Source organism: Erwinia sp. 9145 (assembly GCF_000745075.1).
Taxonomy (GTDB): Bacteria; Pseudomonadota; Gammaproteobacteria; order Enterobacterales; family Enterobacteriaceae; genus Erwinia; species Erwinia oleae.
In genome coordinates this window covers 3710013-3736180 of the sequence record NZ_JQNE01000001.1, presented here as the reverse complement: position 1 = coordinate 3736180, position 26168 = coordinate 3710013, and the positions used below count along the sequence as shown (strand labels likewise).

At 59.2% G+C, this 26168-nt stretch carries 19 protein-coding genes; 4 read left to right on the top strand and 15 right to left on the bottom strand.

All coding sequences use genetic code 11. The annotated features are described in order from the left end of the window. Window positions 1-15 precede the first annotated feature (15 nt). The 5 genes from FA91_RS17620 to FA91_RS17600 all read right to left on the bottom strand — a co-directional run bounded on the left by FA91_RS17620 (window position 16) and on the right by FA91_RS17600 (window position 5056). Window positions 16-855 (bottom strand): carbohydrate ABC transporter permease, encoded by an 840-nt coding sequence (locus FA91_RS17620; RefSeq protein WP_034917863.1) that lies wholly within the window; start codon window positions 853-855, stop codon window positions 16-18. Continuing rightward, window positions 845-1753 carry a sugar ABC transporter permease gene (locus FA91_RS17615; RefSeq protein ID WP_034917860.1) on the bottom strand — a complete coding sequence of 303 codons (909 nt, stop codon included), beginning with the start codon at window positions 1751-1753 and terminating at the stop codon, window positions 845-847. Before FA91_RS17615 ends, FA91_RS17620 begins: the two co-directional genes overlap by 11 nt. A gap of 9 nt (window positions 1754-1762) precedes the next feature. Next, on the bottom strand, window positions 1763-3010 hold the full coding sequence (locus tag FA91_RS17610) for an extracellular solute-binding protein (RefSeq protein WP_156103124.1): 1248 nt from the start codon (window positions 3008-3010) through the stop codon (window positions 1763-1765). A gap of 91 nt (window positions 3011-3101) precedes the next feature. After that, window positions 3102-4034, bottom strand: a complete 933-nt coding sequence (locus tag FA91_RS17605; protein ID WP_034917854.1) for an ROK family protein — start codon at window positions 4032-4034, stop codon at window positions 3102-3104. Continuing rightward, window positions 4031-5056 (bottom strand): SIS domain-containing protein, encoded by a 1026-nt coding sequence (locus FA91_RS17600; RefSeq protein ID WP_034917851.1) that lies wholly within the window; start codon window positions 5054-5056, stop codon window positions 4031-4033. The genes FA91_RS17605 and FA91_RS17600 overlap by 4 nt, the downstream gene beginning before the upstream one ends. A gap of 191 nt (window positions 5057-5247) precedes the next feature. Here FA91_RS17600 and FA91_RS17595 point away from each other — a divergent pair, with 191 nt between their 5' ends. Further along, window positions 5248-6003, top strand: a complete 756-nt coding sequence (locus FA91_RS17595; RefSeq protein ID WP_034917848.1) for a DeoR/GlpR family DNA-binding transcription regulator — start codon at window positions 5248-5250, stop codon at window positions 6001-6003. Window positions 6004-6064: 61 nt separating this feature from the next. Continuing rightward, window positions 6065-7897, top strand: a complete 1833-nt coding sequence (locus tag FA91_RS17590) for an ABC transporter ATP-binding protein (RefSeq protein ID WP_034917846.1) — start codon at window positions 6065-6067, stop codon at window positions 7895-7897. A gap of 29 nt (window positions 7898-7926) precedes the next feature. Here FA91_RS17590 and FA91_RS17585 read toward each other — a convergent pair whose 3' ends face one another. Both FA91_RS17585 and FA91_RS17580 read right to left on the bottom strand, forming a co-directional pair. Further along, window positions 7927-9804, bottom strand: a complete 1878-nt coding sequence (locus FA91_RS17585; RefSeq protein ID WP_051937274.1) for a hypothetical protein — start codon at window positions 9802-9804, stop codon at window positions 7927-7929. A 323-nt stretch (window positions 9805-10127) separates the two neighbouring features. Then, window positions 10128-11249, bottom strand: a complete 1122-nt coding sequence (locus FA91_RS17580; protein WP_034917844.1) for a GNAT family N-acetyltransferase — start codon at window positions 11247-11249, stop codon at window positions 10128-10130. Between the two features lie 264 nt (window positions 11250-11513). Here FA91_RS17580 and FA91_RS17575 point away from each other — a divergent pair, with 264 nt between their 5' ends. After that, on the top strand, window positions 11514-12410 hold the full coding sequence (locus tag FA91_RS17575; RefSeq protein WP_051937271.1) for an alpha/beta hydrolase: 897 nt from the start codon (window positions 11514-11516) through the stop codon (window positions 12408-12410). 3 nt (window positions 12411-12413) lie between these two features. Here the strand turns inward: FA91_RS17575 and FA91_RS17570 are convergent, their stop codons facing one another. Genes FA91_RS17570 through FA91_RS17550 form a run of 5 tightly spaced genes read right to left on the bottom strand, consistent with a single transcriptional unit; the run spans window position 12414 to window position 18118 of the window. Beyond that, window positions 12414-13190: an SDR family oxidoreductase gene (locus FA91_RS17570; protein ID WP_034917838.1), complete on the bottom strand. Its 777-nt coding sequence runs from the start codon at window positions 13188-13190 to the stop codon at window positions 12414-12416. Beyond that, window positions 13190-14275: a M24 family metallopeptidase gene (locus FA91_RS17565; protein WP_034917836.1), complete on the bottom strand. Its 1086-nt coding sequence runs from the start codon at window positions 14273-14275 to the stop codon at window positions 13190-13192. The genes FA91_RS17570 and FA91_RS17565 overlap by 1 nt, the downstream gene beginning before the upstream one ends. Beyond that, window positions 14272-15897 (bottom strand): GMC family oxidoreductase N-terminal domain-containing protein, encoded by a 1626-nt coding sequence (locus FA91_RS17560; protein WP_034917833.1) that lies wholly within the window; start codon window positions 15895-15897, stop codon window positions 14272-14274. The genes FA91_RS17565 and FA91_RS17560 overlap by 4 nt, the downstream gene beginning before the upstream one ends. 11 nt (window positions 15898-15908) lie before the next feature. Then, window positions 15909-17207, bottom strand: a complete 1299-nt coding sequence (locus FA91_RS17555) for an MFS transporter (protein WP_034917830.1) — start codon at window positions 17205-17207, stop codon at window positions 15909-15911. Then, the gene (locus tag FA91_RS17550) at window positions 17204-18118 is read right to left on the bottom strand and encodes an MBL fold metallo-hydrolase (RefSeq protein ID WP_034917829.1); all 915 of its coding nucleotides are present in this window, start codon (window positions 18116-18118) and stop codon (window positions 17204-17206) included. The genes FA91_RS17555 and FA91_RS17550 overlap by 4 nt, the downstream gene beginning before the upstream one ends. Before the next feature lie 143 nt (window positions 18119-18261). Between FA91_RS17550 and FA91_RS17545 the strand changes: the two genes are divergently transcribed. Next, complete coding sequence (locus FA91_RS17545; protein ID WP_034917826.1) at window positions 18262-19428, top strand: ROK family protein; 1167 nt, start codon at window positions 18262-18264, stop codon at window positions 19426-19428. 17 nt (window positions 19429-19445) lie between these two features. Here the strand turns inward: FA91_RS17545 and glgX are convergent, their stop codons facing one another. Genes glgX through treZ form a run of 3 tightly spaced genes read right to left on the bottom strand, consistent with a single transcriptional unit; the run spans window position 19446 to window position 25859 of the window. Continuing rightward, entirely contained in the window at window positions 19446-21521 is a 2076-nt protein-coding gene (gene glgX / locus FA91_RS17540) for a glycogen debranching protein GlgX (protein WP_034917825.1), read from the bottom strand. 52 nt (window positions 21522-21573) lie between these two features. After that, window positions 21574-24075 (bottom strand): malto-oligosyltrehalose synthase, encoded by a 2502-nt coding sequence (gene treY / locus FA91_RS17535; protein ID WP_034917822.1) that lies wholly within the window; start codon window positions 24073-24075, stop codon window positions 21574-21576. Next, window positions 24072-25859, bottom strand: a complete 1788-nt coding sequence (treZ, locus tag FA91_RS17530) for a malto-oligosyltrehalose trehalohydrolase (protein ID WP_034917820.1) — start codon at window positions 25857-25859, stop codon at window positions 24072-24074. Before treZ ends, treY begins: the two co-directional genes overlap by 4 nt. Window positions 25860-26168: the final 309 nt, after the last annotated feature.

Genomic DNA, 26168 nt, shown 5'->3' with positions numbered 1-26168 from the left:
CGTCACGTCTGTTAACTAGCCTTTGCTGCCGCCGCTCGCCAGGCCGCTGACCAGGCTTTTTTGCAGCCAGATGGCAATAAAAAGCGGTGGAACCGACGCCAGAATACCGACAGCGGCAATCAACCCGTCATCGGTAGCGCGGCCTGCGGTAAAACCGGCGATGGTCACCGGCAGCGTCTGCGCGCTGATATTGCTGGTAAACAGCAGCGCGTAGAAAAATTCATCCCAGGCCAACAGCCAGCCAAACAGCGCGGACGCGCCGAGCATGGGCTTTGCCAGCGGCAGCGTAATGCGCAGCAGCACCTGCCAGAAGCGCAGTCCGTCCAGACGCGCGGCTTGCTCAATATCGCGCGGCAGCGTGTCGAACTGGTTTTTCAGCATCCAGGTGAGAAATGGCAGGATCAGCGAACAGTACACCAGCACCAGGCCGATACGCGTATTCAGCAGGCCAAGCTGTTGCAGCACAAAATAGAGCGGCAGCACAAACGCCACCGGCGGCACCATATAAATCGCCAGGCTACCAAACAGCCAGCCTTCACGTCCGGCATAGCGCGAGAAGCTGAATGCAGCGGGCACCGCCAGCAGCAGGGAAATAAGCGTCGCGCCGCTGGCGACCAGCAGACTGTTGCCGAGCGCGTGCACAAACAGCTCGCCGGGCTGGCCCGGTTCAAGAGAGACCAGCCGGGCGTAGCGGCTGAAATCCCATTCGCGCGGGAGCCATTCAAGCGGTACGCGGGTTAAATCGCTGTTGGAACTGACGCTCATCAGAAACAGCCACAGCATTGGCCCGATAATGGTTGCCGCCACCAGCAGCGCGGCCAGATAGCGCAGCGCAGCGCGAATTTTACGTTTCACTGGCGACTCCCCGCTGGCGCTGGCGGTAGAGCAGCGCCATATAAAGTGCAATCAGTATGCTACACAGCAGCGTCATCAGAATGGCGTAGGCCGCGCCGCTTCCGGCGCGCAGGTAGCTGAACGACTCCTGATATACAAAGAAGCTCAGCGTTTTGGTGCTGTCCACCGGGCCGCCGCGCGTCATGACGTAAATGATGTCGAAAATTTTAAAGGCGTCGATGGTGCGCAGGATCAGCGCCACGCTCAGCGCACCGACGATAGCCGGAAAGGTGATCGCCCTGAAGCGGCGAAAGGCAGAGGCACCGTCGAGCCGCGCGGCCTCGTACAGGTCGTCCGGCACCGACTGAAGCGCCGCCAGCACCAGCAGCGTCACCAGCGAGTAATTTTTCCACACGTCGGCCAGCATTACCGCATTCAGCGCCGAATCGGGCGAACCGAGCCAGCTGCGATAGCCGTCGATGATGCCCAACTGGCTCAGCAGCGCGTTAATGCTGCCGTAGTCCGGGTTGAAATTCAGTCGCCACATCATGGCATTAACAATCGTCGGCAGCGCCCACGGCAGGATAACCAGCACGCGCAGCACGCTGCGACCGTAAAATTTCTGGTTAAGCAGCAGCGCCACCAGCACGCCGATGACGCCCTCCAGCGCCACGGACAGCACGGTGAAGTAGAGCGTGCGCCACAGCGCATCAAGAAAATCGGGATCGCTGAGGGCATAGAGATAGTTCTCAATGCCGACGTAGTGAATATTGTCGCCGGAGCCAATCAGCGCGGCGTCGGTAAAACTGAGCCAGATGGTGCGCAGCAGTGGCCAGGCGGTCAGCAGCCCCATGACGATCAGCATAGGAGCCAGCAGCCCCCATGCCTGGCGCCGCTCACGCTTTTGCAAAGTGAGCATGGTCATTCCTCAGTGAAGACGCTGAGCGCTTTTGGTTACGGCCTGCATCGCGGATTCCGGCGTTTGCTGCCCCTGTAAGACCTGCTGGAGCTGCTGTTGAAGCGTGTTGGAGAGGCGCGAGTAATCGGCGGTAATCGGGCGCATCAGCATCACGTTAAGGGCAGGTTTCGCCGCAGCGATCAGCGATTCCTGGCCTTTCTGCACGGCGGGATCGTCGTAGGACGATTTCCAGATCGGCAGGCTCAGGCGGGCATATTTATTCTGTACCGGCTGCGACGTAAGATAGCGCACATACTGCCAGGCCTGATCGGGATGGCTGCTGGCCTGGGTCACGCCCAGCCCCATTGAGCCATTCATCGCCGCCACCGCGCCCGGTTTTTCTGATGGCGCAGGCACGACACCAACCTGACCGGCAACCTTGCTCTGCTTCGCATCGTTCGCCATGTTGTACATGTAGGTCCAGTTCAGGGCGAACGCCGCATCGCCGTTGGAGAAGACTTTTCGCACGTCCTCTTCCAGATACTCGCGCGAATTCGGGTTACTGACGCCCTGATCCAGCGACGTTTTCATGTAGGTGACCGCGCTGACCGACCCCGGATCGCTGAAGTTCAGCTTGCCGTCTTTATAAAACTGGCCGCCCCACGCCGATACCAGCGTGGTGTAGTCACAGACCAGCGCCTCCGCCTGCGACCAGCTCCAGACCAGCGGATACTTGACGATGCCTTTATCCTTCAGGATTTTTGACTGTTCCATCACCTGCTGCCAGGTGGTGGGCGGCGCTTTGATGCCCGCTTTTTCCAGCATCGCCTTGTTGTAATAAAGGTATTTAGTATCGAGTATCCACGGCATGCCCCATTGCTTGCCGTTCCAGGTCACAGTGCTCCATGCGCCGTCAAAGACCTGCGCTTTTTCCTCCGCCGTTATCTGGCCGGACACATCTTTCAGCATGTTGAACTTGCCGAATTCAGCGGGCCACATGTCATCAAACAGCACCACGTCATAGCCATTGCTGCCTGCGCCGCGCGCCGCCACGATTTTGTCATGTAACGCTTCATAGGGGACGAATTCAAGATTCACGCTGACGTCAGGATTCGCCTTTTCGAAATCGCTGGTCATGGCGCGCACATCGCTTTCGCTGTAGGCGGCCTGGGACATAAACAGTGCGTTGATTTGCGTTTTTGCTGAGGCCGTTCCGGCAGCGCCGAGCGCCAGCAGAAGGAGTAAACAGCGGCCAGGGTGGGAAGAAAATCGACTCATCATAAAAACTCTCCGGTAGCGTGACGTGAGAAGCAACAGACAAGTGGTGACGATCTGAGAAAGAACAGGCCGTGATCCGGCTCGTGGTTATTTACAGCTGACGGGTTTCCCTAAGCGTTGGCAGTATCGCCGCTCCAAGCGCGCCCGCCGCGTCGCCCAGAGAAGATTGCGTAATATTGCTGTTCACCGCGTAGCCTGACGCGCGGGCCAGCGCCGCGTCCAGACCATTTTTAAACAGCGGAAGCAGGGCGGCGGCGCTGCCGCTCAATACGGTAAGATCCGGCCCGTATAACGTCAGTAGCGTGGTGAGTCCGCGACCGACGCTTTCGCCATAGCGGGTCAGGATCTCCGCCACGCGTGGCCGGGTGACAGCACTCTCCACCAGCATGGCGGGCGTGTCGGCGTTCCATTGCAGGCCGGGAAGCGCCCGCGTCAACGCCTGCTGAAGCGCACCGCGCGAGGCCAGCCTCTCCCAGCAGCCGGTCAGGCCGCAGTAGCAGCTTATCGGATCGCCGGAAATCGCAATGTGACCGGCTTCCGGATGTCTACCGTCGCTGCCGCGCAGCGGTTCACCCTTGTCTAACAGCGCCACGCCAATGCCGGTGCCCAGCGTCACCATCAGCATGCGCTGGCTGCCGCGTCCTGCACCGAGGTGGTATTCACCCAGCGCCGCCACGACCGCGTCGTTGTCGATCGCAACCGGCACCGCGAGCATGTCCCGAAGCTGCGCCGCCAGAGGAAAAAACGAGAAGCAGGCCAGCGTATCGTCGTTTTCAATGATGCCGGTTTGGTTATTGACCGGGCCGCTGGCGCCGATGCCCAGGCTCGCCAGCGCGTACCCGGCAGGCAGCAGATCGCCTAATTTATTCACCAGCGTCCTGGCGCGCAGCGGTTGCGACAACGTGCTGAACCAGGCGGTCGGCACCGTGTCAGAAGCGACTTCCCGCGCGCCGTCCAGCAAAACGATGCGGGTGCCCGTGCCGCCCATATCTATGCCTGCCCGCAAAGGAAGCGTTTTTTTCATATTTTTACCGTGATCTTGTTACCGTAGAGGAATTCGCCCGGCACTTTGTCATTGGCGCGTGCCAGGGTGACGGTAAAATGCTGTACCCACAGCATCGTGCAGAGCAGCCGCGCCAGCGGCGTTTTACCCGGCGTGACCAGCTGCTCGCTGCCTGCGAATGCTTTCGGGCCTACGCTTATCACCTCGGTGCCGTTACCGAGCAGATCGTCCGCCAGCGTGTGCAGCGTGGCTTCGTTTCCTTCGCCAAACAGCAGCGCCAGCATGCCGGCACCGGACGTTTCCATCGGGCCATGACGAAATTCGCCGCCGATAAAACCTTCCGCACTGACCTTCGAGGCTTCTTTCACAATCAGCGCGCCGGTCAGCGCCGTCGCCGCATCCGCGCCCTGGCCGATCAGCGCCAGCCGGGGATTGGTATGGCGGAAGAGGCGGTCGGTAATGGCCTGTACCGGCGCACGGTGCGCCACGATGCGCGCTACCTCCGGCAGCACCGCGCTCACCTCCTGCAACAGCGGCGCGTCGTCGCGCCCGGTCAGGGCATAGAGCGTTCGGTAACTGGCGACCAGCGTGTTCAGATAGCTTTTAGCGCTGACGGTGGCTTCCTCGCCGCTTTTCAGCTCGATCAGCACGTCGGCACGCTGCGCCAGCAGACTGTGTGGATCGTTGGTGACGGCGATCAGGGTTTGCGGGGCAGGCAGCGTATTGAGCACCGCCACCACTTCACCGCTCATACCGGATTGCGAGGTCATCCATAGCAGCGTTTTTGGCGTGATCAACTGCGGCATATCCAGCAGGCGGCCCGCATCGATGCGCCATACCGGCAGGCCGCGTTCAATCAGCTCGCGCTCGATGGGGATCAACGCATAATCAGACGATCCCATGCCTGCCAGCACGATCCGCTCGTAGCGTTCGAGCGAGATCGCAGAGAGCGCCGACGGCAAAACATAGCTGAGCTGCGCGGTGAGCGCGTCGACCTGCTGCCCTAATTCGCTTTCATACGCGCTGTTGAGGTTGCCCGTCATTCGTCTGTTTCCTGTGCCTGTAAATGTTGCTATTGCGTTAAACCTATATGCACGAAAGCGTGCAGTCAATACGCTTTATCATGCAATTTTCTTATTTTTGTGCGCGATTCAGCACTTTTTTGATGATAATATTGTGTTTAACCTTTACTGAACTGCATTAAACCGTGCAATTTATTATTCATGAGGAAACGATGACGGCGGCACAGCGCAGAGCGCGAATTATTGAAATGATGTCTGAGAAGGGCTATCTGAACGCCGCCGGACTGTCAGAGATTTTTGGCGTGGACAGCTCAACCATCCGCCGCGATCTCTCTCTGCTGGAGAAGTCCGGCAAAATTATGCGCACGCACGGCGGTCTCCTGCCGGTTGCCGCCAGTAACGGCTCTGATACGCCCTATAACGTGCGTTTACAGATGAACGCCGCTGCAAAAAAAACCATTGCGCGCTATGCCGCCAGCCTGGTTCAGGATGGGCAAACGCTGATTCTGGACAACGGCTCCAGCGTCTGGGAACTGGCGGTGGCGCTGAAGGACAAAAAGAATCTGACCGTGGTCACCAACGACGTCTACACCGCGATTGCGCTGGGCAACCATGCGGGCATCACGGTACACGTGGCGGGTGGGCTGATGTTAAATCAGGTTTACACGCTGGTCGGCCAGGAAACGGTTGATAAAATCAACAGCATGCACGTTGACTGGGCCTTTCTGGGCGCGGAAGGGGTGCATTTTGAAAACGGCCTCACCAATATCAACACGGTAGAGATCCCGGTGAAGCAGGCGATGATCCGGGCAGCGGAAAAAACCGTCGTACTGGCCGACAGCAGTAAAATTGGCTATCGCGCGCTGGCGCACGTCTGCTCACTGGAGGAGATCGATACCATCATTACCGAAGAGGCCCCAACCATTAAGCAGCGAGCGAAATACGGCGCGCGGTTAGTGGTGGTGTAACGCGCCGGGGGTTCATAAATGCGCTAAGATCATATTTTAGCTGTAAAAGTGAGCCTTACTCATGCTGTACCGCCGTTTCGAACGACTGATCGATGTTTTTCAGGACGCGCCTGGCAACGTACCGCCCGGCAGCGTCTGGGCTTTTTATGTCTACTACCTGCGCCAGGTGTGGCAGAGCTTTGCCATGCTGCTGGTGGTCGGGCTGGTGGGCGCGCTGATCGAGGTGGCGCTGTTTCGCTACCTCAGTACGCTGATCGATATGGTGAACAGCACGCCCGCCGCCACTTTTTTCCGCGATCACGCCGGAACGCTGATCTGGATGGCGGTGGTGGCGCTGGTGCTGCGGCCGGTATTTATCGGTCTGCACGATTTGCTGGTGCATCAAACCATTAACCCTTCCATGACCAGTATGATCCGCTGGCAGAATCACAACTATGTGCTGCGCCAGAGTCTGAGTTTCTTTCAGAACGATTTTGCCGGGCGCATTGCGCAACGCATTATGCAAACCGGCAATGCGCTGCGCGATTCGGCGGTGCAGGCGGTGGATGCGCTCTGGCACGTGCTGATTTACGCGCTGACGGCGCTGATACTGTTTGCCGAGGCCGACTGGCGGCTGATGATCCCGCTGCTGATATGGATTGTGGGTTACGTTCTCTGCATGAAGTATTTTGTGCCGCGCGTGAAGGCGCGCTCGGTTGCCTCTTCTGACGCGCGCTCACGGCTGATGGGCACCATCGTCGATGGCTATACCAATATCACCACCCTCAAGCTGTTCGCTCACAGCGATCTGGAACGGCAGTACGCCCGCGAAGCCATTGTCGATCAGACCGAGAAAACCCGCCAGCAGGGCAGGATGGTGACCAACATGGACGTGGCGGTCACCACGCTGAACGGCCTGCTGATTGTCGGCACCACCGGCCTTGCGCTGTGGCTCTGGTCGCAGTCGTTGATCAGCGTCGGCGCCATTGCGCTGGCGACCGGGCTGGTGATCCGTATTGTTAATATGTCCGGCTGGATCATGTGGGTGGTGAACGGCATCTTTGAAAATATCGGCATGGTGCAGGACGGTCTGCAAACCATCGCGCAGCCGGTCAGCGTGAACGATCAGCCGCAGGCAAAAGCGCTGAAGGTGCGCAGCGGTGAAATCCACTACGACGCGGTGAACTTCAATTACGGAAAAGAGCGCAGGGTGATCGATAATTTGCAGCTCACCATCCGGCCGGGTGAAAAAATCGGTCTGATTGGCCCGTCCGGCGCCGGGAAATCAACGCTGGTTAACCTGCTGTTGCGCCTTTATGACCTGGACGGCGGTCGCATCATGATTGACGGGCAGGATATTTCACACATCAGTCAGGAGAGTCTGCGCGCACAGATTGGCATGATCACCCAGGACACGTCGCTGCTGCATCGCTCCATTCGCGACAACCTGCTTTACGGGCGGCCGAACGCCACGGAGGCGGAGTTGCAGCAGGCGATCCATCGTGCCAGAGCCGACGAATTTATCCCGCTGCTCTCCGATCCGCAGGGCCGTTTCGGGCTGGACGCGCACGTTGGCGAGCGCGGCGTGAAGCTCTCTGGCGGCCAGCGTCAACGAATCGCTATCGCCCGCGTGCTGCTGAAGGATGCGCCGATCCTGATCATGGATGAGGCGACCTCGGCGCTGGACTCAGAGGTGGAAGCGGCGATTCAGGAGAGCCTGGAAACGCTGATGGGCGGCAAAACCGTGATTGCTATCGCGCATCGCCTGTCGACGATTGCCAAAATGGACAGGCTGGTGGTGCTGGATAAAGGACGTATTGCCGAGATGGGCAGCCACGCTGAGCTGCTGGAGAAGAACGGTCTTTATGCGCGCCTGTGGCGGCATCAGACCGGTGGATTTGTTGGTGAGCACTGAGATCACGGCCCCACTAAGGGGCCGTTTTTTCACGTCAGTGGTTTGATGTCGATGCCAAACGCCTGACCATTAATCATCACCTTCAGGCAGCGCGTGGCAGTGCCGAAGTTGCCCACCACATCGGTTTTACCGCGGATCAACAGTTCGTCGTCGTTATTAAAACCGAGCCCGACCTTGTCTCTGCCGAGCCAGTGCTGATGGAAGCAGTTGTCCGCCGCCGCATCCAGCACCTTTACCTCGTCGCTGGTTGCCGTTCTGTAGCCTTTGTAGAAGCGAAAGTGGTCGCCTGCGTTAAAGCGATCGTAATCATTGGTATCCAGCAGCGCGATGCAGTAGCCGGTGAATTTTTCCAGCCGTACAAACATTTTTACTTTCCCGTCGCTGCTGCCTGGCTGAAGCAGCACGCGCTTAACCGGGACGGAGCCTTGCCCCACCCAACTGCCGATATAGCTTTTGGCATCTTTCTTTTGCAGATAGATATCGGCGCAGCCTTCCGCCGTTTTATCGGTAAAGTCGGTTTGGGTTGCCGTCACGCTGCTGTAAAAAGCCGTTCCCACCAGATGAATATGTAGCTGCGCCGTCTCCAGTTTGATAAAAAACTCACCGAGGTAGAACCATCTTTCATTGCCGGTGCGGTTATCCATGTAGTCAGGCGAGGTCAGATACTGATAATTGAGCGAGCCGTTGATATTGACGCCATGGTTCTCAATGCGCACGTCGCCCCGTTCGAATTCGGAAACCAGATCCCAGCTTTCGCCCGTTTCCGTGAAGTCCAGTCCGACGGTACCCTGCTGATTGAACTGAATATTAATAATACGACTGTAGTGGCACGCCAGCGCGTTCTGGCAGTCTTCAATGCTCAGCGCGTTGAGTGTCCACTGACCGTTGGCAATATTGCCTGGAAACTCGGTGTGCTCAATCCAGCCGTTCCAGATAACCGACTGGCCAGCGCGCTGAAGATCGATAGCCGGTTTTTTCGTGCAGTACTGAATATTAAAATTCGACAGTTCAATAGCGGTAATATGGTCCCATTTACCGCTGGGGTTATCAGACCAGGTGGCATAAATCACCGTATCGGTGCATTTCTTTGCGTACCAGAGATCTATTTTACAGTCGAGCGTATCGAGCATATCCAGCCCGCGCCCGCCGAGGTTGAGAAAATTAACACTGGTAACGCGAACATACTGACCGGCCTCAATAACGTTTTTGTAAAAGCCTTTAGTATTGGGCGCGCTGTCGGTACTCTGACCGTCAATCTCCAGCCCGGAAATCACCATATAGCGGGCGTTAACGGAAAACATCACCTGACCGTTCTTTTTATCCGATATCAGCGTGGTGGCGGGATAATAGCCGGAATTAACATGCTCTCCGACCAGCCTGAAGCGGTTAACTTCTTTTGCGGAAATATCAAAAGAAGAGATTAAAAACGTACCCGCCGGAAATTTGATGCCGATATGGGGATAGTTTGCCTGCGCCCAGTTCCACATATGCGTGACTGCATCTTTACAGTCAAGTTTCCCGCCGGGCACGGCGCCAAAGGCTACCACGTTAACGTCGTTATAATCATTGATCGCTCTTTTCCAGCGCGCGCCTTTTGGCGTGACAAGCGTGATGCCATAATCCTCTTTGCTGGTGGTGTCGCTGACATCGTGCACAAATACGCCGCCGCCGTAGGCGCTGCCCGGCGTGTATTCCATGACCACCACGAACTCCGAAGGAAAAGCGGGTTCCCGTTTGCGCAGTGTGTCGACGTTGGCGACGGTGGTGACGCCGCTCCCTGCGCCTTCCAGCGCCGCCAGTTCAATAATTACCTTGCCGTATTCAACGTTTTTACCGTTTTTATCCAGCACCGTTAAGCTATTGGCGGCGGCGCTGGTTGAAGACGATTCGGGACGTTTCGATGTCATAACGGTAGCCTCGTGTCATTTACTATTTTAAAGAACCGTTATTAATTATATCGTGGGGTGATTTATAATTCGGTTAATGCCACCTTTAAAAAAGTTAAAACACACGTTGAGAATTAATTATTTTTCCAGGCTGATGTTAGTTAATCGCTTTTAATTTTTTTGCGAGAAATATTACAGAATTACCTTAGTGAAGATAGTGTAGAGAGTGGACCTTTTATTTTATGCCGGTTAATTATTTTTATTGAGTAAAAAATAAATTTTATTTCTGAATAATTATTGGAGAGGGGATAATGATTGTATCTTCTTATCATTATCCACCCGCACTATGCTTCGCGTCGATAAGGCAGCGCGTCGCGCGCTTCTTCCGCCCAGGCGCGCACGCCATCCCGCTCCTCTTGCAGATACGCCTCAACCGCCTCATGCAGGCCCGGATGACGCAGGAGGTGCCAGGATTCGGTCAGCACCGGCTCAAAGCCCCGGATCAGCTTGTGCTCGCCCTGCGCGCCCGCGTCGAAGCGCGATAACCTCTGCGCGATGGCGTAATCCATTCCCTGATAGAAACAGGTTTCAAAATGCAGCCGGTCAAACTCCGCCAGGCAGCCCCAGTAGCGACCGTAAAGCGTGTCACCGTCAATCAGGCTGAATGCCATCGCCGCCGGCTGGTCATTGATCGTTGCCAGCACCACACGAATCGCTTCCGGCATCCGTTCCGCCAGCAGGCTGAAGAAGGTGCGCGTCAGATAGGGCCGCTGACCGCGTACCGCATAGGTATTGGCGTAGCAGGTATACACAAAGTCCCACTGCGCTTCGCTGAGCCTGTCGCCACTCAGCCAGTGGAATTCGAAGCCCTGATCGGCAACCAGCTGGCGCTCTTTGCGGATCTGCTTGCGCTTGCGCGACATCAGCGTGTCGAGGAAGTCCTGAAAGTCACGGTAGCCAGGATTGCGCCAGTGATACTGGCAACCCAGCCGTTGCAGCCAGCCGGGCTGCTGCGCCATCAGACGATGGTCATCGGCGTTGACAAAATTGATGTGTGCGCTGTAGAGCTGATGCTGCGCCAGGAAGTCGGGCAGCGCCTGAAGCAGCGAGCTTGCCGCCGCCGGGTTGCCGGGCAGCCTGCTGCCGGTGACCGGGGTGAACGGCACTGCCGCCAGCCATTTAGGGTAATAGGGCACGCCCGCGCGATGGCAGGCATCGGCCCAGCCGTGGTCGAAAACGTATTCACCCCTGGAGTGGCTCTTCGCGTAGCCAGGCGCGGCGGCCAGCAACTTACCGTTTTCCATCCACAGCAGATGCTGCGGTTGCCAGCCGGTGTCCGCGCCCACGCAGCCGCTCTCTTCGAGCGTATTCAAAAAGGCGTGGCGCAGGAAAGGCTGACTCTCGATCAGGGCATCCCACTGGCTGGCGGCAACATCGGCCAGACGCGTGACTAACTTCAGCGACATGAGGCGCTCCATATTGACTGCGAGGTTTTAAAGTGACGTTTTTTGCCGGTAAGATCAATATCAGCAGATTTTTTACCTTCCGCGTTGATAAAGCTTGCGTCGCGTCGAAAGATGACATAAATAGCGATGAATAAATCAACAAAATAATAAACCTCACCCTCCTGCTAAAAAAATGTGCCAGACGCTGGCATTTTCATCGTGTCCGGCGCCGCTGAGGCGAAAAAAAGGGCCAGGGTAGTTGCGACAGAGAATTGGACATGCCAGATGATTAGTCGTCGTCGGTTCATTATGGGAACAGGAGCCACGTTACTTGCCATGACTGCCGGAAAGCTGTTCGCCAGAGAAGATATTATTCCGCTGTGGCAGGACGAGCCGCCCGGCGGCGGCGGGCCGCGCGGGCCGCTGCACGTTTCGGCCAACGGCTCGTGGTCAAATATCGTCAGCCCGGCCATCCAGCGCTTTCAGCCGGAAGAGCCTAACGGATCGGCGGTGCTGATTGCTGCCGGTGGCGGTTACCGCTGGATCGGCATGGGCGGCGAAGCCTGGCCGGTGGCGCACTGGCTTAACGCGCGTGGTTATACTGCCTATGTACTGAGCTATCGCCTGCCGCGAGAAAAGTGGCGGGCAGGCAGTCTTGCGCCCTTACAGGATGCGCAGCGCGCCATTCGCCTGGTACGTTCACTGGAAAGAAAGGTGCATCTGCTGGGCTTCTCTGCGGGCGGGCATCTGTTCGGCATGGCCGCCGCACGGCCCAATTTCGCCACTTACGCGCCGCAGGACGCGCTGGATCAGGTCGTGCCGGTCGTGGACTCAGTGGGTCTGATCTACCCGGTGATCACCCTGGAGCCGCCCTACACGCATACGTCGACGCACCTCCAACTGGTGGGCAAAAATGCTTCGCGCAATGAAGAGGCAAACTGGTCGGTAGAAAATTATGTGACGCGCAGCTTCCCGCCCACTTTCCTGGCGCAGGCGGAAGACGATCCTGTCTCTAATCCGCACAATACCGTCATCATGCACGACACCTGCCGCCGGATGGGCGTCTCCGTCGAGCAGATCAACATTACCCGCGGCGGCCACGGCTTCGGACTGGGCCGCGCGGGCACGCCTGCCGCGCTGTGGGATGAAGCCTACGCGGTCTGGCTGGCGGCCCGCCGGTAGCGGCTAATCGTGATAGATCTGGCTGCGACCGCCGTCCATCACAATATCGGCGGCGTTAATAAAACGCGCCTCGTCTGAGGCGAGAAACAGCGCGGTATAGGCCACCTCCACCGGCTCGCCGATGCGCTTGCAGGGGAGAATGTCGCGCTGTCGCTGCTGCTCCGCCTGCGGATCGGGGCAGCTCTCCAGCCAGGCCCGCGCGGCGGGCGTCATGATCAGCCCTGGCGATACGCTGTTGATGCGAATGCCCTGCGCCGCATACTCCACGCCAAGCGAGCGCGTCAGGCCAATCAGGCCGTGCTTTGCCACCGGGTAGGGAAAGGTGCCGGGAATAATTTTATGGCCGTGAACCGAGGCGATATTGACAATATTGCCATACCGGCGCGCCAGCATACCGGGCAGCACGGCGCGAATGCCGTTCAGCGGCCCATGCAGATTCACCGCCAGGCACCGCTGCCACGCTTCGTCGCTCAGGGTCAGCGGATCGTGAAAAACGTTCACGCCCGCACAGTTAATGAGAATGTCCGCCGGGCCAAGGCGTGCTTCTGTCTCCGCCACGCAGTTTTTCATTCGCTCCGCATCGGTGACGTCCGCCTGAAGCGCCAGGCAGGGCTGCGTTTCGTGGTGCAGGCGCGCCGCCAGCGCGTCGCACGCCGCGCCGTTAATATCAAGCAGCGCCAGTCTTGCGCCTTCTGCGGCAAACAGTTCGGCGATGGCGCTGCCGATACCGCTGGCCGCGCCGGTCACGATTGCCGTTTTTCCGTTCAGTCGTTCTGACATCAGTTTTTCCTGTCGGTTAAGACCAGCCAGTCGGCAAAGTGCCACAGGCTTTTACCTCGTCGGAGGGCGATGGTCGGCCATGCGTCGGTGCGCGTCAGAAACTGCGGGCCTTCCGCCGTAATCACCACGGTTTCTTCGCTTTTCACGCCGGGCAAGGTGGGATTCCAGGCAAGCGCCTGCGGCGCAACCAGCCTGCCGGGCGTCGCCATAGTGACGATAAAATCCCGGCAGCCGTAGCCCGCCGGGCCGCCCTGATGATGCGCTCGCCACGCATTGGGAAAGCCATGACGTGCGTAGCTGGCCTGAATATCACTGAAAATGGCCTGCCATGCGCGACCGGGCCGCGAGGCGGCGATGATATCGGCATGAATTTCCGCCACCGTGCGCAGACGCGCGCGGTCATCCGCCGACGGCTCACCCACGTGCACCATGCGGGTCACGCTGACGTTCAGCCCGTGACGCTCGGCGCCAAGGGTGATCAGCATCTGCTGACGCAGCGGCGTCGGGCCGGGCGTCGGGTGCTTCCAGGCGGCGATACGCGCGTCGGCGGCAATCAGCGTACAGACGGGCCGGATCGCCAGCGGCAGACAGCGAGCGTAGATCTCCGCCTCCACCGCCTGCTCGGTGACGCCGACACGCACGCCGCGCGCAACGTCTTCGACCACTGCTGCCACCTGCTGGCCGAGCAGGGCAAAGCGCTCGCGTTCTGCGGCGTTCAGTCCGTGGCGCAGGTCGATCAGGGCGTTCTGAAGGTCAGTCGCCCCCGCCCGCGGCGTGTCGCTGCCGATCCGCGGCCACGTGCCGAGCGCGGCGTCCGGCGTCTGATACCAGGCATAGCTTCTGGTATTTATCGCGAACGGCAGCGGTTCCTCGGCGAGAATGCGCGGCAGCTCGTTTTCCGGCGCGATGAGCGTGACGGCATCGGCGGCGACCAGCAGGCTGGCGACGCCCACTTCGGCGCGATCCACCACGTAAAAGCTGGCGCCTTCGGTCAGCCAGGCGACGTTGTCGCGGCGGGTCAGCAGGACGCCGTCGAGCTGCTTGTCATGCAGGAGCTGGCGCAGGCGCTGAAGTTTCTCTGTCATGCCGTCGCCTCCTGAGAAGCTGTCATCAGATCGACGGCGCGGTGCGCCACCGCCATCACAATGGCGTTGGTGTTGCCGCTGATGATGTTCGGCATCATTGAGGCATCCACCACGCGCAGATTCTTCACGCCGCGCACGCGCAAATCCGCGTGCAGCACCGCCAGCGGATCGTCGTCGCGGCCCATCCGGCAGGTGCCGACCGGGTGATAACCGGTTTTCACCATGCGCTTGCAGTGCGCGGCCAGCGCCGCTTCGCTGACAATTTCCGCGCCGGGAAAAATCTCTTTTTCCACCATGTCGGCAATCGGCCCGGCAGCGATGACCCGGCGCGCAAAGCGCAGTCCGCCCAGCGTGGTGGCGAGATCGTCTGGATGGCCAAAGATCTGCGTATCGACGCGCGGCAGCGCGGCCGGATCGCGGCTGCGCAGCGTGACGCGTCCGGTGGCTTTCGGGCGCAGCAGCAGCGAGTTGATCGTCACGCCGTGACCCGGCTCGCTGCCCATCACGTCACGATCGAGGTAGATGGTCGGCACGCAGAACATCTGAATCGTTGGCGTGCCGCCCGGCTTAAGCGGATCGAAAAAGGCGCAGGTTTCCACGCCGGTGGTGGTCACCGGGCCGCTTTTGAACAGCAGATACTGCAATCCGGCTTTGATCATCGGCCAGCCCTTGTCCTGACCGTAATAGCCAAACGCGCCGTTGGTGGTGGCGACCACCGGCACTTCGTAGTGATCCTGCAAATTTTTCCCGACGCCGGGCAGGGCATGACGCAGCGGAATGCCGTGCGCCGCCAGCTCCTCTGCCGGGCCGATACCGGAGAGCATCAGCAGCTTTGGTGTCTGATAGGCACCCGCCGCGAGGATCACCTCCCGTCCCGCCTGCGCCCGTTTGCTCACGCCGTTGTGCTGATAGGCCACGCCGGTGGCGCGATCGCCCTCAAACAGCAGCCCGGTGACGCTGGCATCGGTTTCAACGGTCAGATTCGCATCATCCCGCAGCGGCGCGATGAAGGCGTCCACCACGCTACAGCGCTTGCGCGTTTGCCAGTCGATGGTGTGCTGCATAAAGCCCACACCGCTCGGATCGCCGCTGTTGAAATCCGGGGTATAGGGAATGCCAAGGCCCTGCATGGTCTTCACCCAGGCGCGGCTGAGCGGGCTGAGGTGGCCGAGGTGCGACACCTTCATCGGGCCGCCGACGCCGTGAAAAGGCGCGCCGAGGTGGTCGTTATCTTCCATTGCCGTAAAGTGCGGCAGCAGCGTGGAGAACGACCAGTCCGTGCCGCTGCCCGCGACCGCGTGATTCCAGTCGGCGTAGTCCTGCTGGTGGCCGCGCATGTAAACCATCGCATTGACCGTGGAGCCGCCGCCCAGCACCTTCGCCTGCGGCACAATCACGCCTCGCCCCTCCAACTGCGGCTGAGGCTCGGTCTGGTACATCGTCAGATAGGCGTCGCTGGCGAGAAACTTCATATAACCGGCGGGCATTTTCAGCACCGGATCGTAACGTCCGCTGCCCGCCTCCAGCAGCAGCACGCGGGCGCGCTGCTCGCGCACCAGCCTGGCGGCGACGATGCAGCCCGCGCTGCCGCCGCCGACAATGATGTAGTCGTAGTTATTCATTACCACTCCTTTTAATCAGAAACCGCGACCCGCGCCGCCGCCGGGTTGTTCTGCTCGCCGGGATCGAGCGGGCTGAGCAGCCAGAACCAGGAAATAAAGGCGCTGACGATATAGAGCGAAGCGTAGGTCCAGATCACGCCCGACGTGCCCAGCAGCGCGTTCAGAATGCCGTACAACGCCGGGCCGAAGAAGGTGGAAAGCCCCGCCGCGAAGCAGTAAATCGCCATTGCGTTCCCCTGGTCTTTTTTATCGCACAGCGAGGAGAAGAGCGCGGCGGCCGGCACGTAACCGCACAGGGTGATGCCGTACAGACAGGCAAAGACCACGCAGAGGAAAAAGTTGCCGTCGCTCCACTGCGGCACATAGACCATCAGCAGCATAGAAATAGCCGAGCCGATGCCGCCGAAAAAGGTCAGCACGCGACGCCAGCCGATGCGGTCGCTGAGCTTGCCGACAATCGGGTTAAAGCTCATGCCAACCAGCCCCATAATGGTTATCAACGTCAGATATTCAGTCTGTGAAAAGCCGATTTTGGTGAAGAAGCCCGGCAGGAAAATGAAAAAGCCAAAGTAGGGCGTGGTGTTGATAATACGCACCACCGCCGCTGCCGCGATGCGCGGACGACGCCAGAGAATATCAATGCCGCCCATCAGCGTACGCATTTTTCCCTGATTGCGATGCGCGTCGTCCAGCAGCGGCGCGCTGCCGGTACGCTCTCGCACCGCCAGCAGCATGATCAGCGCGCCCAGCGTCACCAGCCCCAGCGACAGCCAGAAGGTGGCGTATTCCCCCACGAATTTGATCGAGAAAATCGCCACCAGCGAACCCAGCGTCGGCAGCCCGCCGGTGAAGGCAAGCCAGAACCAGCCGGTTGCCGAACCGCGCATATCGGCAGGCGCGGCGGCCTGGATCCAGACCAGAAACGCGTAGGCGAACATCGGATAAGCCACGCCGCGCAGGCCGTAGGTCAGTGCGGTCAGCGCCACGCTTTTCGCCGGTAGCGCAAAGGAGAGAAACAGCACTTCAAACACGATCCAGATAACCGCGCCCAGCATCATGACGCGGCGCGGGCCATACAGCGTGGAGAGTGAACCGGCCAGCCAGGAGCCCAGCGTCACGGTGATACCGTAAAAGGCAATCACCGTGGCGGCGATATCCAGCGAGAAGCCGTTACGTTCGAGGTAAGGCGCAAGGTAGTTGGACTCCACGCCGTCGCCAATCATAAAAATCAGCACGGCGACATAGCCCCAGGCGAGGCTGGGCGGAATGCCGAGCCTGTTTAACAGCGGGTGAGCAGAAGTAGTGTTCATCGCAGGTTTATCCCTTGTATTGTTATGTTCTTATGGTGCGTTGCCTGGTGCGGCGTTTGTTGCAGGTAGATCAGGCGCTCGCCCGGCATCAGCAGATGGAATTTATCGCCGGGGTAGCGGTGCAGGATGTCATCGACAAACCATGCGGGATTGTCGCTGTTACAGCTAAAGAGATCGTAGTGGCACGGCAGCAGGAGATCGCAGCCAAGCGAGTGATTCAGATCCGCCGCATCGCGGAAATTCATGTTGGGTAAAATTCCGCGATGGCCGCGCGCATAGTCGCCGCCGTTGATCGGCAGCATGGCGATATCCGGCGCGTGCTGCTTCATCTCTGCCTGAAGCTCAGGCGTGACCAGCGTATCGCCGCTGTGCCAGAAGCGTACGCCGTCGCAGGTGATGAAATAACCCAGAAAGCGGTCGTGGCCGTCGGCATTTTTTTCATAATCGCTGTGCGCGGCGGCGATGGGCAGCACGTGGAACTGCCCGACGAAAAAAGCGTCACCGGTGATGGCCGGGCGTATATTGCCGCTTACCTGCGGGTGCGCACGGGCAACCGGCCCCGCATCGGGCGAGGGGATCCAGAACGGTAGTGTCGGCGCGCTCGCCGCCAGCGGTATCAGCGTGCCCATATCCATGTGGTCGTCATGAAAGTGGCTAACCAGCACCGCGTCGCAGACGCTCAGCGCCTGGGGCGGCAGCACTGGCGGAAACCGCCTGACGAATTCAGTACCCGGATGGTTGCGCTCAATGGCATCACTGAGGTAGGGATCGATCGCCAGCAGGTCGCCCGCCGCGTTTTTCAGCACCACGCCCGCCTGGCCGAGGCTCCAGATCGCCAGCCCTGTATCAGGCACGCGGGTCGCGGTCAGTTCTTCAGCCAGCTTCTCAGGGTTGCGCAGTGCGAATCGCATCGGGATCGTCCTTTCAGATGTTAACAGAGTGTGAGATTCTGGCGGAAAGCGCCGCGAAGGGCTGAAGAGCGGGTCACAGAACATAGTTAACGCTGTTTAGTAAACCTGATATCCGCTTTTTTACTTCCACAGGGGGAACGGCAATGCTTACGCGTGGGCTGAACAATCAGCAGATTCGGCGTCTGAACAAAGCGCTTTTTATGCGCCTGATGTGGCGTCATAAGCGGCTGAGCCAGTCGCGCATGGCGCAGCTGACCGACCTTACGCTGCCCGCCGCCGGAAAAATTTTGCAGGAGCTGGTGCAGGAGCAGCGGCTGTGGCACTCGCCGCAGAAAATGAGCCATCGCGGGCAGGACGGCGGCAGTTATCAGCTGCCTGAAGCGGGCGACTGGACGCTGTGCATGAATATTACGCCGACCCGCATTGAAAGCATTATCGCTAACGCGCAGCTGGTGCCGCAGGGCGAGTATCAGCATCGGGCGATTCGGGTTGACTCACCGCAGGCCCTGCTTGATGAGATCGCCGGGATCTGGCGGCGGCAGCATAAGCTGTGGCCGGATCGCACCATCAATCTGGCGCTGGCGGTGCATGGCCAGGTCGATCCGGTGACCGGCGTGTCGCAGCATATGCCCCAGGCCGCCTGGAAAAAGCCGATCGAGCTGAAGTATTTGCTGGAAGAGGCGCTGGGCGTTCAGGTGCGGGTCGACAATGACTGTGTGATGCTGGCGCTGGCGGAAAAGTGGCTGAACAGCAGTCATCAGTCTGACTTCTGCGTGATTAACGTCGATTACGGTATTGGTTCATCTTTCGTGATTAACGATCAGATTTATCGCGGCAGCCTCTACGGCAGCGGGCAGATCGGCCATACCATTCTCGATCCGCACGGTGCAGCGTGCAGCTGTGGCCGGCAGGGCTGCCTGGAAACCGTGGCGTCGCTGTCGGCGTTAAAAAAGCAGGCCCGCCTGCATAACCCGCACGCCGACGCGCCGACTACCGCGCAGTTGTTGCATGACTGGCGGGCAGGCGAGACGTGGATCGCGGCGTGGGTTACGCAGTCGGCAACGGCTATCGGCATGAGCCTGTATAACTTTCTGAATATTTTAAATATTAATCAGATATGGCTTTACGGACGCAGCTGCGCCTTTGGCGAACCCTGGCGCGAAACGATGATGCAGCAAATCGCGTTTAACCCTTTCGATCAGCAGGACAGCCTGAAAAGCAAGGCGACGCAAGTGCAGTTTGGGGAACTGGATCGCGCCAGCCAGATTCTGGGGATTGGATATTTGTATGTGGAAGAAACGGAGGCCTGAACGGCCTCCGCGACAGGTTATGGCCTTCTGAACAGCGCGATACTGCGCCCTTCCAGCTCAAAATCTTTCTCTTTGGTGATCACCAGGCCGCGTTTCGCGGTGTCGGAGGTGGTGAGCTCCAGCACCCAGCCGCCTTCGCCAAACTGCGGAATGCGGAATGGCACGTTGCCTTCAAACGGGTTGAACAGCATCAGCACGTCGTGCCAGATGCCCTCTTCCGGCTGGAGATCTTCACGTCCCAGATAGACGCCGAGCGTGGAGCCCTCGTCCCACTGCTCCGCCTGCTGAAAACCGCCGCCGGCGTTAAACCACTTGATGTCCATCCCGTCGCGCCAGTTCTCACGGCGCAGCAACGGCTGCTGCGCACGCAGTTTGATCACCTGGCGAGTGAACTGGCGCAGCGCCTCGTTGCTCTCCGGCAGATTGTCCCAGTGAACCCAGGAAACCTCGTTGTCCTGGCAGTAACCGTTATTGTTGCCCATCTGGCTGCGGCCAAATTCGTCGCCCGCCAGCAGCATCGGTGTGCCGTGAGAGAAGAACAGCGTGGCGAGGAAATTGCGCTTTTGCCGTTCGCGCACCGCGTTGATGCCTTCGTCATCCGTCGGGCCTTCGGCGCCGTAGTTGTAGGATCGGTTGTCGTTATGGCCGTCGTTATTGTCTTCGCCGTTCTCGTCGTTGTGTTTCTCGTTATACGAAACCAGATCGTTAAGCGTGAAGCCGTCATGGGCGGTAATGAAGTTAACGCTCGCCCACGGTCTGCGTCCGCGCTGATCGTAAAGATCGCCGGAGCCGAGCAGGCGCGCCGCGAAATCGGTTGAAACGTTGTCGCCTTTCCAGTATTCGCGCACCGTATCGCGATACTTATCGTTCCATTCGGCCCAGCCTGGCGGGAAGCCGCCTACCTGATAGCCGCCGGGGCCGATATCCCACGGTTCGCCAATCAGCTTCAGTTTTGATAACACCGGATCCTGCATCACCGCGTCGAAAAAGCCACCGCGCTCGTTAAAGCCTTCTGGTTCACGTCCCAGAATGGTACCAAGATCGAAGCGAAAACCATCGATATGCATCGATTCTGCCCAGTAACGCAGGGAATCCATCACCATCTGCAACACGCGCGGGTGTGACGTATTGACGGTGTTGCCGGTGCCGGTGTCATTGATGTAATAGCGGTGCTGATCGGGCATGGTGCGGTAATAGGAGAAGTTATCGATACCCTTCAGCGACAGCGTCGGGCCAAGCTCGTTGCCTTCAGCGGTATGGTTATAGACCACGTCGAGGATCACCTCGATACCGGCGTCGTGAAACGCGCGCACCATGTCACGAAAACCCTGAATTCCCTTCGGGCCGTAATAGCGCGGCACCGGCGAGAAAAAGCCCAGCGAGTTGTAGCCCCAGAAGTTTTTTAATCCCTTATCCAACAGGTGCTGATCGTCCGGGAACCAGTGCACCGGCAGCAGCTCTACCGTGGTAACGCCAAGGCCTTTAATATAATCAACGGACGCCTGATGTCCCATGCCTTCGTAAGTGCCGCGCAGTTCTTCGGGCAGGGCGGAGTTGAGCTGCGTGAAGCCTTTCACGTGCGTCTCATAAACCACGGTTTCAGACCACGGAATGGAGGGACGATTGTCGTCCTGCCAGTCGAACTCGCCCGCATCGATGACCCGGCACTTCGGCGTGAAGGGCGCGCTGTCGCGCTCGTCATAGGTCAGATCTTTGTCTTCATGCAGCAGTTCGTAGGCAAAATGCGCCTCATCCCATTCAATCTCACCGGCAAACTCGCGTGCGTACGGATCGATAAGCAGCTTATTAGGGTTGAAACGGTGACCATTTTCCGGATCGTAAGGGCCGTAAACGCGATAGCCATACAGCGCGCCGGGTTGCAGGCCCGGCACGTAGCCGTGCCAGATCTCATGGGTATATTCAGGCAGATCCAGCCTGGCGATTTCGTTTTTGCCGCTCTCATCGTAAAGGCAGAGTTCGACGCGCTCCGCGTGCGCTGAGAAAAGGGCAAAATTGACGCCCTCGCCATCAAAGTTGGCGCCAAGAAGCTGGCTGTGCCCTGCCGTAATTTCAAAAGGCTTGTCGTTTGACATTCATTCCACTCCAGATAAAACAGCGATTTGTGTTTTTTTTATAACTTTTAAATCAAAGGCTAAGCAGAATAACCGGCGATCTGCCATCGTCAGCCTGTGGATGCACCCTGTCGGTCAGGCTGACGTCTTCTCCACTGAAAACGTTGCGATAACGACGGTTGGCCAGCGTGGCGGGCAGCGCCACCTCCGCCTCCGCCGGGCCGCCATCTTCAATATCGAAGGCAAGGCGCGGTGCGACCACAATCAGCGCGTCGTCGCCTTCGGTTCGGGCGAAGGCGACATAATGCGCGGCCCGCTTGCCGGTAGCAGGAAGCGGCAGATAGTCGCCCCGGCCAAACAGCGACGGCTTCTGCTGGCGTAAAGCGAGCACGTTAGCAATCACCTGTTGCTTCACGCGTCCGCTGTACCAGGCATCATCGTCGCTGAACGCGGGCGGCTGATTGTTTTCCGCTAGCTGTTGCAGCGCGTCAAAGTCAGGCTCGCGTCGGTTATCAGGATCGACCAGACTGAAATCCAGCCTTTCGCTGCCCTGATAAATATCCGGCACGCCCGGCGCGGTCAGTTTGATCACCGTTTGCGTCACGCCGTTCACCAGGCCGGCGCGAACAAATGGCTGGAGCGTTTGGGTAAAGTCCCGCAGGAACGCGCTGGAAGGCACCAGCAGATGGCGCGCGTAGCCGAGCACCGCCTGCTCGTAGGCATCGTTGCTGTCGCCCCAGTTGGTGCGCAGCTTCGCTTCACGCAGCGCTTTCCCGACAAAGCCGATAAAGCGTTCTTCCAGTGCCTTCAGGCCCGCGTCATCATCCGGCTGAAGCGTGGTTGGCCAGACGCCTGCCAGCGCCTGATACAGCAGCCATTCCACGGCCGGTTCCGGCGCCGGGCCATCGTCGAGCGCGTGAACGTGCGCGGCGTTGATCCCGCGCCAGCGCGCCACGCTTTCGCGCCACAAATCCGGCGCTTCGGTAAGCGTATAGAGGCGTGCGCGGGCGTCTTCGCCGCGTTTGGTATCATGGCTGGAGGTGCCGGACAGCGCATCCGGCTGGCGCGCCAGCCGCGTCTCCATCTCCGCATGGAAGCGATCGAGCGAAAAATCGCGCGGCAGCGGTTCGGCACCCACTTCGTTCAGCGCCAGCGCCATGTTCTGGCGGAAGAACAGCGTGTCCTCGATGGACTTCGCCATCAGCGGGCCGGTGAGCTGTTGGAAGCGGATGCGGAAGGTGGCCGCCTTCTCAGCGGCAGCGACGTCTCCGGTGAGAATACGGACAAGGAAATCGAGCGCGGCGGGATCGGGCGCGGTCGCGCTGCGTTTTACCGTTTCGACCACCTGTTGCAGCCGTTCATGGCTGTCCGCAGGCAGCCCTTCAGCGGTGCCGTAGGTGCGATAAACCGGGAAGGCGACCAGCAGCTCGCGCAGCGCGGCGCGGGCGGCGCTCTCATCCAGCGGCGCGTGTTCAGCGTTCGCAATCGCCACCGCCAGCTTCAGCAGGGTGGTAAATTCGCCTTCAAAGTTTTTGTCGGCCATCAGCAGTTTGGCGTTTCGCAGTTCGGCGGCCATATCCACCGGCGCGCCGACGATCTGGTCACAGGCGCTGCGCAGCGCGGCAATTTTTTTGCCGTCCACCAGCGCGTCGGAGAGCGAGGCGATAAATTCATAACCGGTGGTGCCGGAAATCGGCCATGCTTCCGGCAGGTGTTCGCCTTCACCCAAAATCTTCTCGACCGTGATGTAGCATTCTGGCCCGGCCTGCTGGCGCAGACGCGTCAGATACGCGTTGGGATCGGCCAGTCCGTCCACGTGGTCGATGCGCAGGCCGTCCACCGCGCCGCTTTGAACCAGTTCCAGGATCAGCCGGTGGCTGTCATCAAACACCGCGTCGTCCTCCACGCGTACGCCCACCAGCCCGGTAATTTCAAAAAAGCGGCGATAGGAGAGGTCGCGCCGCGCATCCCGCCACGACGTCAGCCGCCACGGCTGACGTTCGTGCAGATCGGCAAGAGCGGCTTTATCAGTAAGTTTCAACACCGCCTCTTCGCGGCCCTGCCAGCTTTCGGCAACCAGCGGATAGTGGCTTTCAAAGTAAGCCAGTGCCGGTTTGCCGCTCTTTGCATCACGCTTCACGCTGATGTCGCCGTTTTCCAGCACGCGCTCAAATGTATCGCCAAGAAAAGGCAGCGTCAGGCGGCGCGACCAGTCGATGTCAAAGTGCCGCGCGTAGCGGCTGCTTTCGCCCTGCTCAATCACATCGCGCCACCAGGGGTTTTCCAGCGAGGCGGCCATATGGTTTGGCACGATATCGAGGATCAGGCCAAGTCCGGCCGCTTTCAGTGCCTTAACCATGCGGTCAAAGCCTTCGCGACCGCCAATAGCCGGTTCGATTTCGTTAGCATCGGTAACGTCGTAGCCGTGAGTTGAACCCGACGTGGCGGTGAAGATGGGCGAGGCGTAAAGGTGACTGATGCCAAGCCGCTTCATATAGGGCACAAGCGCGGCGGCGCGGTCAAAGGTCATGCCGTTGCGGAACTGAATACGATACGTGGCGGTTGGGATCTTCACGCTGTCTCTCCTGAAGCAAGGCGGACAATAATGGAATGCGTTGACAGCTCGCGGCCTTCCTGTGGGAAGGCAAAAAGGATCTCACCGGGCTGGTCGGGTAGCGGCTGCGTTTTATCGCCCACGTTCAATGCCAGGGAGAGCGTGCCCTGCGGGAACGTCCAGCTGACGGCGAGAAAACCTTCCGCCGTTTGCACGATGTTGCCCGCGTTGCCGCCCGCCGTGGCGAGGAGCGGTACAATGCGCTCGCGGCGCAGCGTCAGCAGCTCGCGGGTGAAGGCCAGCCAGGCTTTGCCGCTTTCGCTTTCCGGCTTGCGCCAGTCCAGTTTCGACATCTCAAAGGTGGTTTTTGCATTCGGATCGGGCACGCTTTCGCCCTCGTGTCCGGCATGGCCGGCAAACTCCTTCGCGCGCCCTTCACGTACTGCTTTCGCCAGATCGCCGTGGAAATCGGTAAAGAACAGGAAAGGATGAGTTTCGCCGTACTCTTCGCCCATAAACAGCAGCGGAATATGCGGCGAGCAGAGCAGCGCGGCCAGCAGTACTTTCGTCCGTTCCTCACCTGCCAGCGTAATCAGCCTTTCGCCCTGCGCACGGTTGCCCACCTGATCGTGGTTCTGGATAAAATCAACAAAGGCGACCGGCGGCTGTCCGGCGCTGTTCACGCCGCGCTTTTCGCCTGACTGCGACGACACCTCGCCCTGATAAGCGAACCCTTCCGCCAGCACGCGCGCGACGTGTTTTTCCGGCTGGTGGGCGAAGTCTTTGTAGTAGGCATGGGTTTCACCGGTAGCGAGAACGTGGATGGCATTATGAAAATCATCATTCCATTCGCCGGTAAATAGCGGCGCGGCGCCGTTTTCATCGCGTGGATGCAGGAAAATGACGTTGCGGCTGTCTTCCGTGGTCAGATGGATCGGGCGATCGGCGATCTCTGCGCGAATGCGCTGCGCAATCTCAATCAGCACGTGCTGAGCAGAAATATCTTCAATCTGATCGATGGCGTCGAAGCGCAGGCCGTCAAGGTTGAACTCCTGTAGCCAGTAGAGCGGCGCTTCAACGATGTAGCGACGCGCGGCATCAACGTCATAGGCAATACCGGCACCCCACGGCGTCATGCGCTCTTTGTGGAAGAAGTCCGGCGCCAGCAGCGGCAGGTAATTGCCCTCCGGGCCAAAGTGGTTAAGCACGATGTCCAGCACCACCGACAGACCCAGGTCATGGGCGGCATCAACAAAGGCTTTAAACTCTTCCGGCGTGCCGTAGCTGCTTTGCGGCGCGTAGAGCAGTACGCCGTCGTAGCCCCAGCCGCGGCTGCCGCCAAACTGCGAAAGCGGCAGCACTTCGAGCATAGTGATGCCGAGTTCGGCAAGGCGGGGCAGTTTTTCGATAGCGGCGCGGAAAGTGCCTTCCGGCGTAAAGGTGCCGAAGTGCATCTCATAAACCACTGTTTCAGTCCACGGGCGGCCTTTCCATGCGGTGTTGCGCCAGCGGTAGTGGGCAGGATCGATGACCAGAGAAGGGCCATTGACGTCCGCTTTCTGCGCGCGTGACGCCGGATCCGGCACGATCGTGCCGTCGGCGAGCACAAAATTGTATTCCGCGCCGGGTGAAACGCCTTCTGCCACCAACCCGAACCAGCCATCGCCGTCGGATTTCATTGCTTTGTCTTCGCCGGAAAGCCGGAGGTTCATCGTCTCATGGCCTGGCGCCCAGAGACGGAAGCGGACGGTGTCGGTGGCGATGAACTCAGCACCCCAACTTTTAAGAAATGATTTGGACTGCATCAATTGCCTCTTTTGACATAGAAATGAGCCGGGAGAAGACGCTCGAAGAACAATCATAGACCATTATTTGCGAGTGGATGGGCGCTGAAGCGAGACGCGGCGAACCGCATCATCCGGCGAGCGTGGAATGACAGAGTAGCGAATGAAAATGCGGGTGCGAGACTTATGGCTCACTGACCTTCACTAATGCATTTTACATTTCTGTTATTCAGGTAACTTTCTCTAAAATCAGCCTGTTAATAACGCTTTTGACGCGTTGGAGGAAAAATTATTCAGTGCCTGCTGATAATTATGCTGAAAAACGTTTAT

What these genes read in the sequence shown, in the direction of transcription:
- FA91_RS17615 (WP_034917860.1), bottom strand. Translation starts at nt 1,753, where the DNA reads ATGCTCACTTTGCAAAAGCGTGAGCGGCGCCAGGCATGGGGGCTGCTG.
- FA91_RS17610 (WP_156103124.1), bottom strand. Translation starts at nt 3,010, where the DNA reads ATGAGTCGATTTTCTTCCCACCCTGGCCGCTGTTTACTCCTTCTGCTG.
- FA91_RS17605 (WP_034917854.1), bottom strand. Translation starts at nt 4,034, where the DNA reads ATGAAAAAAACGCTTCCTTTGCGGGCAGGCATAGATATGGGCGGCACG.
- FA91_RS17600 (WP_034917851.1), bottom strand. Translation starts at nt 5,056, where the DNA reads ATGACGGGCAACCTCAACAGCGCGTATGAAAGCGAATTAGGGCAGCAG.
- FA91_RS17595 (WP_034917848.1), top strand. Translation starts at nt 5,248, where the DNA reads ATGACGGCGGCACAGCGCAGAGCGCGAATTATTGAAATGATGTCTGAG.
- FA91_RS17590 (WP_034917846.1), top strand. Translation starts at nt 6,065, where the DNA reads ATGCTGTACCGCCGTTTCGAACGACTGATCGATGTTTTTCAGGACGCG.
- FA91_RS17585 (WP_051937274.1), bottom strand. Translation starts at nt 9,804, where the DNA reads ATGACATCGAAACGTCCCGAATCGTCTTCAACCAGCGCCGCCGCCAAT.
- FA91_RS17580 (WP_034917844.1), bottom strand. Translation starts at nt 11,249, where the DNA reads ATGTCGCTGAAGTTAGTCACGCGTCTGGCCGATGTTGCCGCCAGCCAG.
- FA91_RS17575 (WP_051937271.1), top strand. Translation starts at nt 11,514, where the DNA reads ATGATTAGTCGTCGTCGGTTCATTATGGGAACAGGAGCCACGTTACTT.
- FA91_RS17570 (WP_034917838.1), bottom strand. Translation starts at nt 13,190, where the DNA reads ATGTCAGAACGACTGAACGGAAAAACGGCAATCGTGACCGGCGCGGCC.
- FA91_RS17565 (WP_034917836.1), bottom strand. Translation starts at nt 14,275, where the DNA reads ATGACAGAGAAACTTCAGCGCCTGCGCCAGCTCCTGCATGACAAGCAG.
- FA91_RS17560 (WP_034917833.1), bottom strand. Translation starts at nt 15,897, where the DNA reads ATGAATAACTACGACTACATCATTGTCGGCGGCGGCAGCGCGGGCTGC.
- FA91_RS17555 (WP_034917830.1), bottom strand. Translation starts at nt 17,207, where the DNA reads ATGAACACTACTTCTGCTCACCCGCTGTTAAACAGGCTCGGCATTCCG.
- FA91_RS17550 (WP_034917829.1), bottom strand. Translation starts at nt 18,118, where the DNA reads ATGCGATTCGCACTGCGCAACCCTGAGAAGCTGGCTGAAGAACTGACC.
- FA91_RS17545 (WP_034917826.1), top strand. Translation starts at nt 18,262, where the DNA reads ATGCTTACGCGTGGGCTGAACAATCAGCAGATTCGGCGTCTGAACAAA.
- glgX (WP_034917825.1), bottom strand. Translation starts at nt 21,521, where the DNA reads ATGTCAAACGACAAGCCTTTTGAAATTACGGCAGGGCACAGCCAGCTT.
- treZ (WP_034917820.1), bottom strand. Translation starts at nt 25,859, where the DNA reads ATGCAGTCCAAATCATTTCTTAAAAGTTGGGGTGCTGAGTTCATCGCC.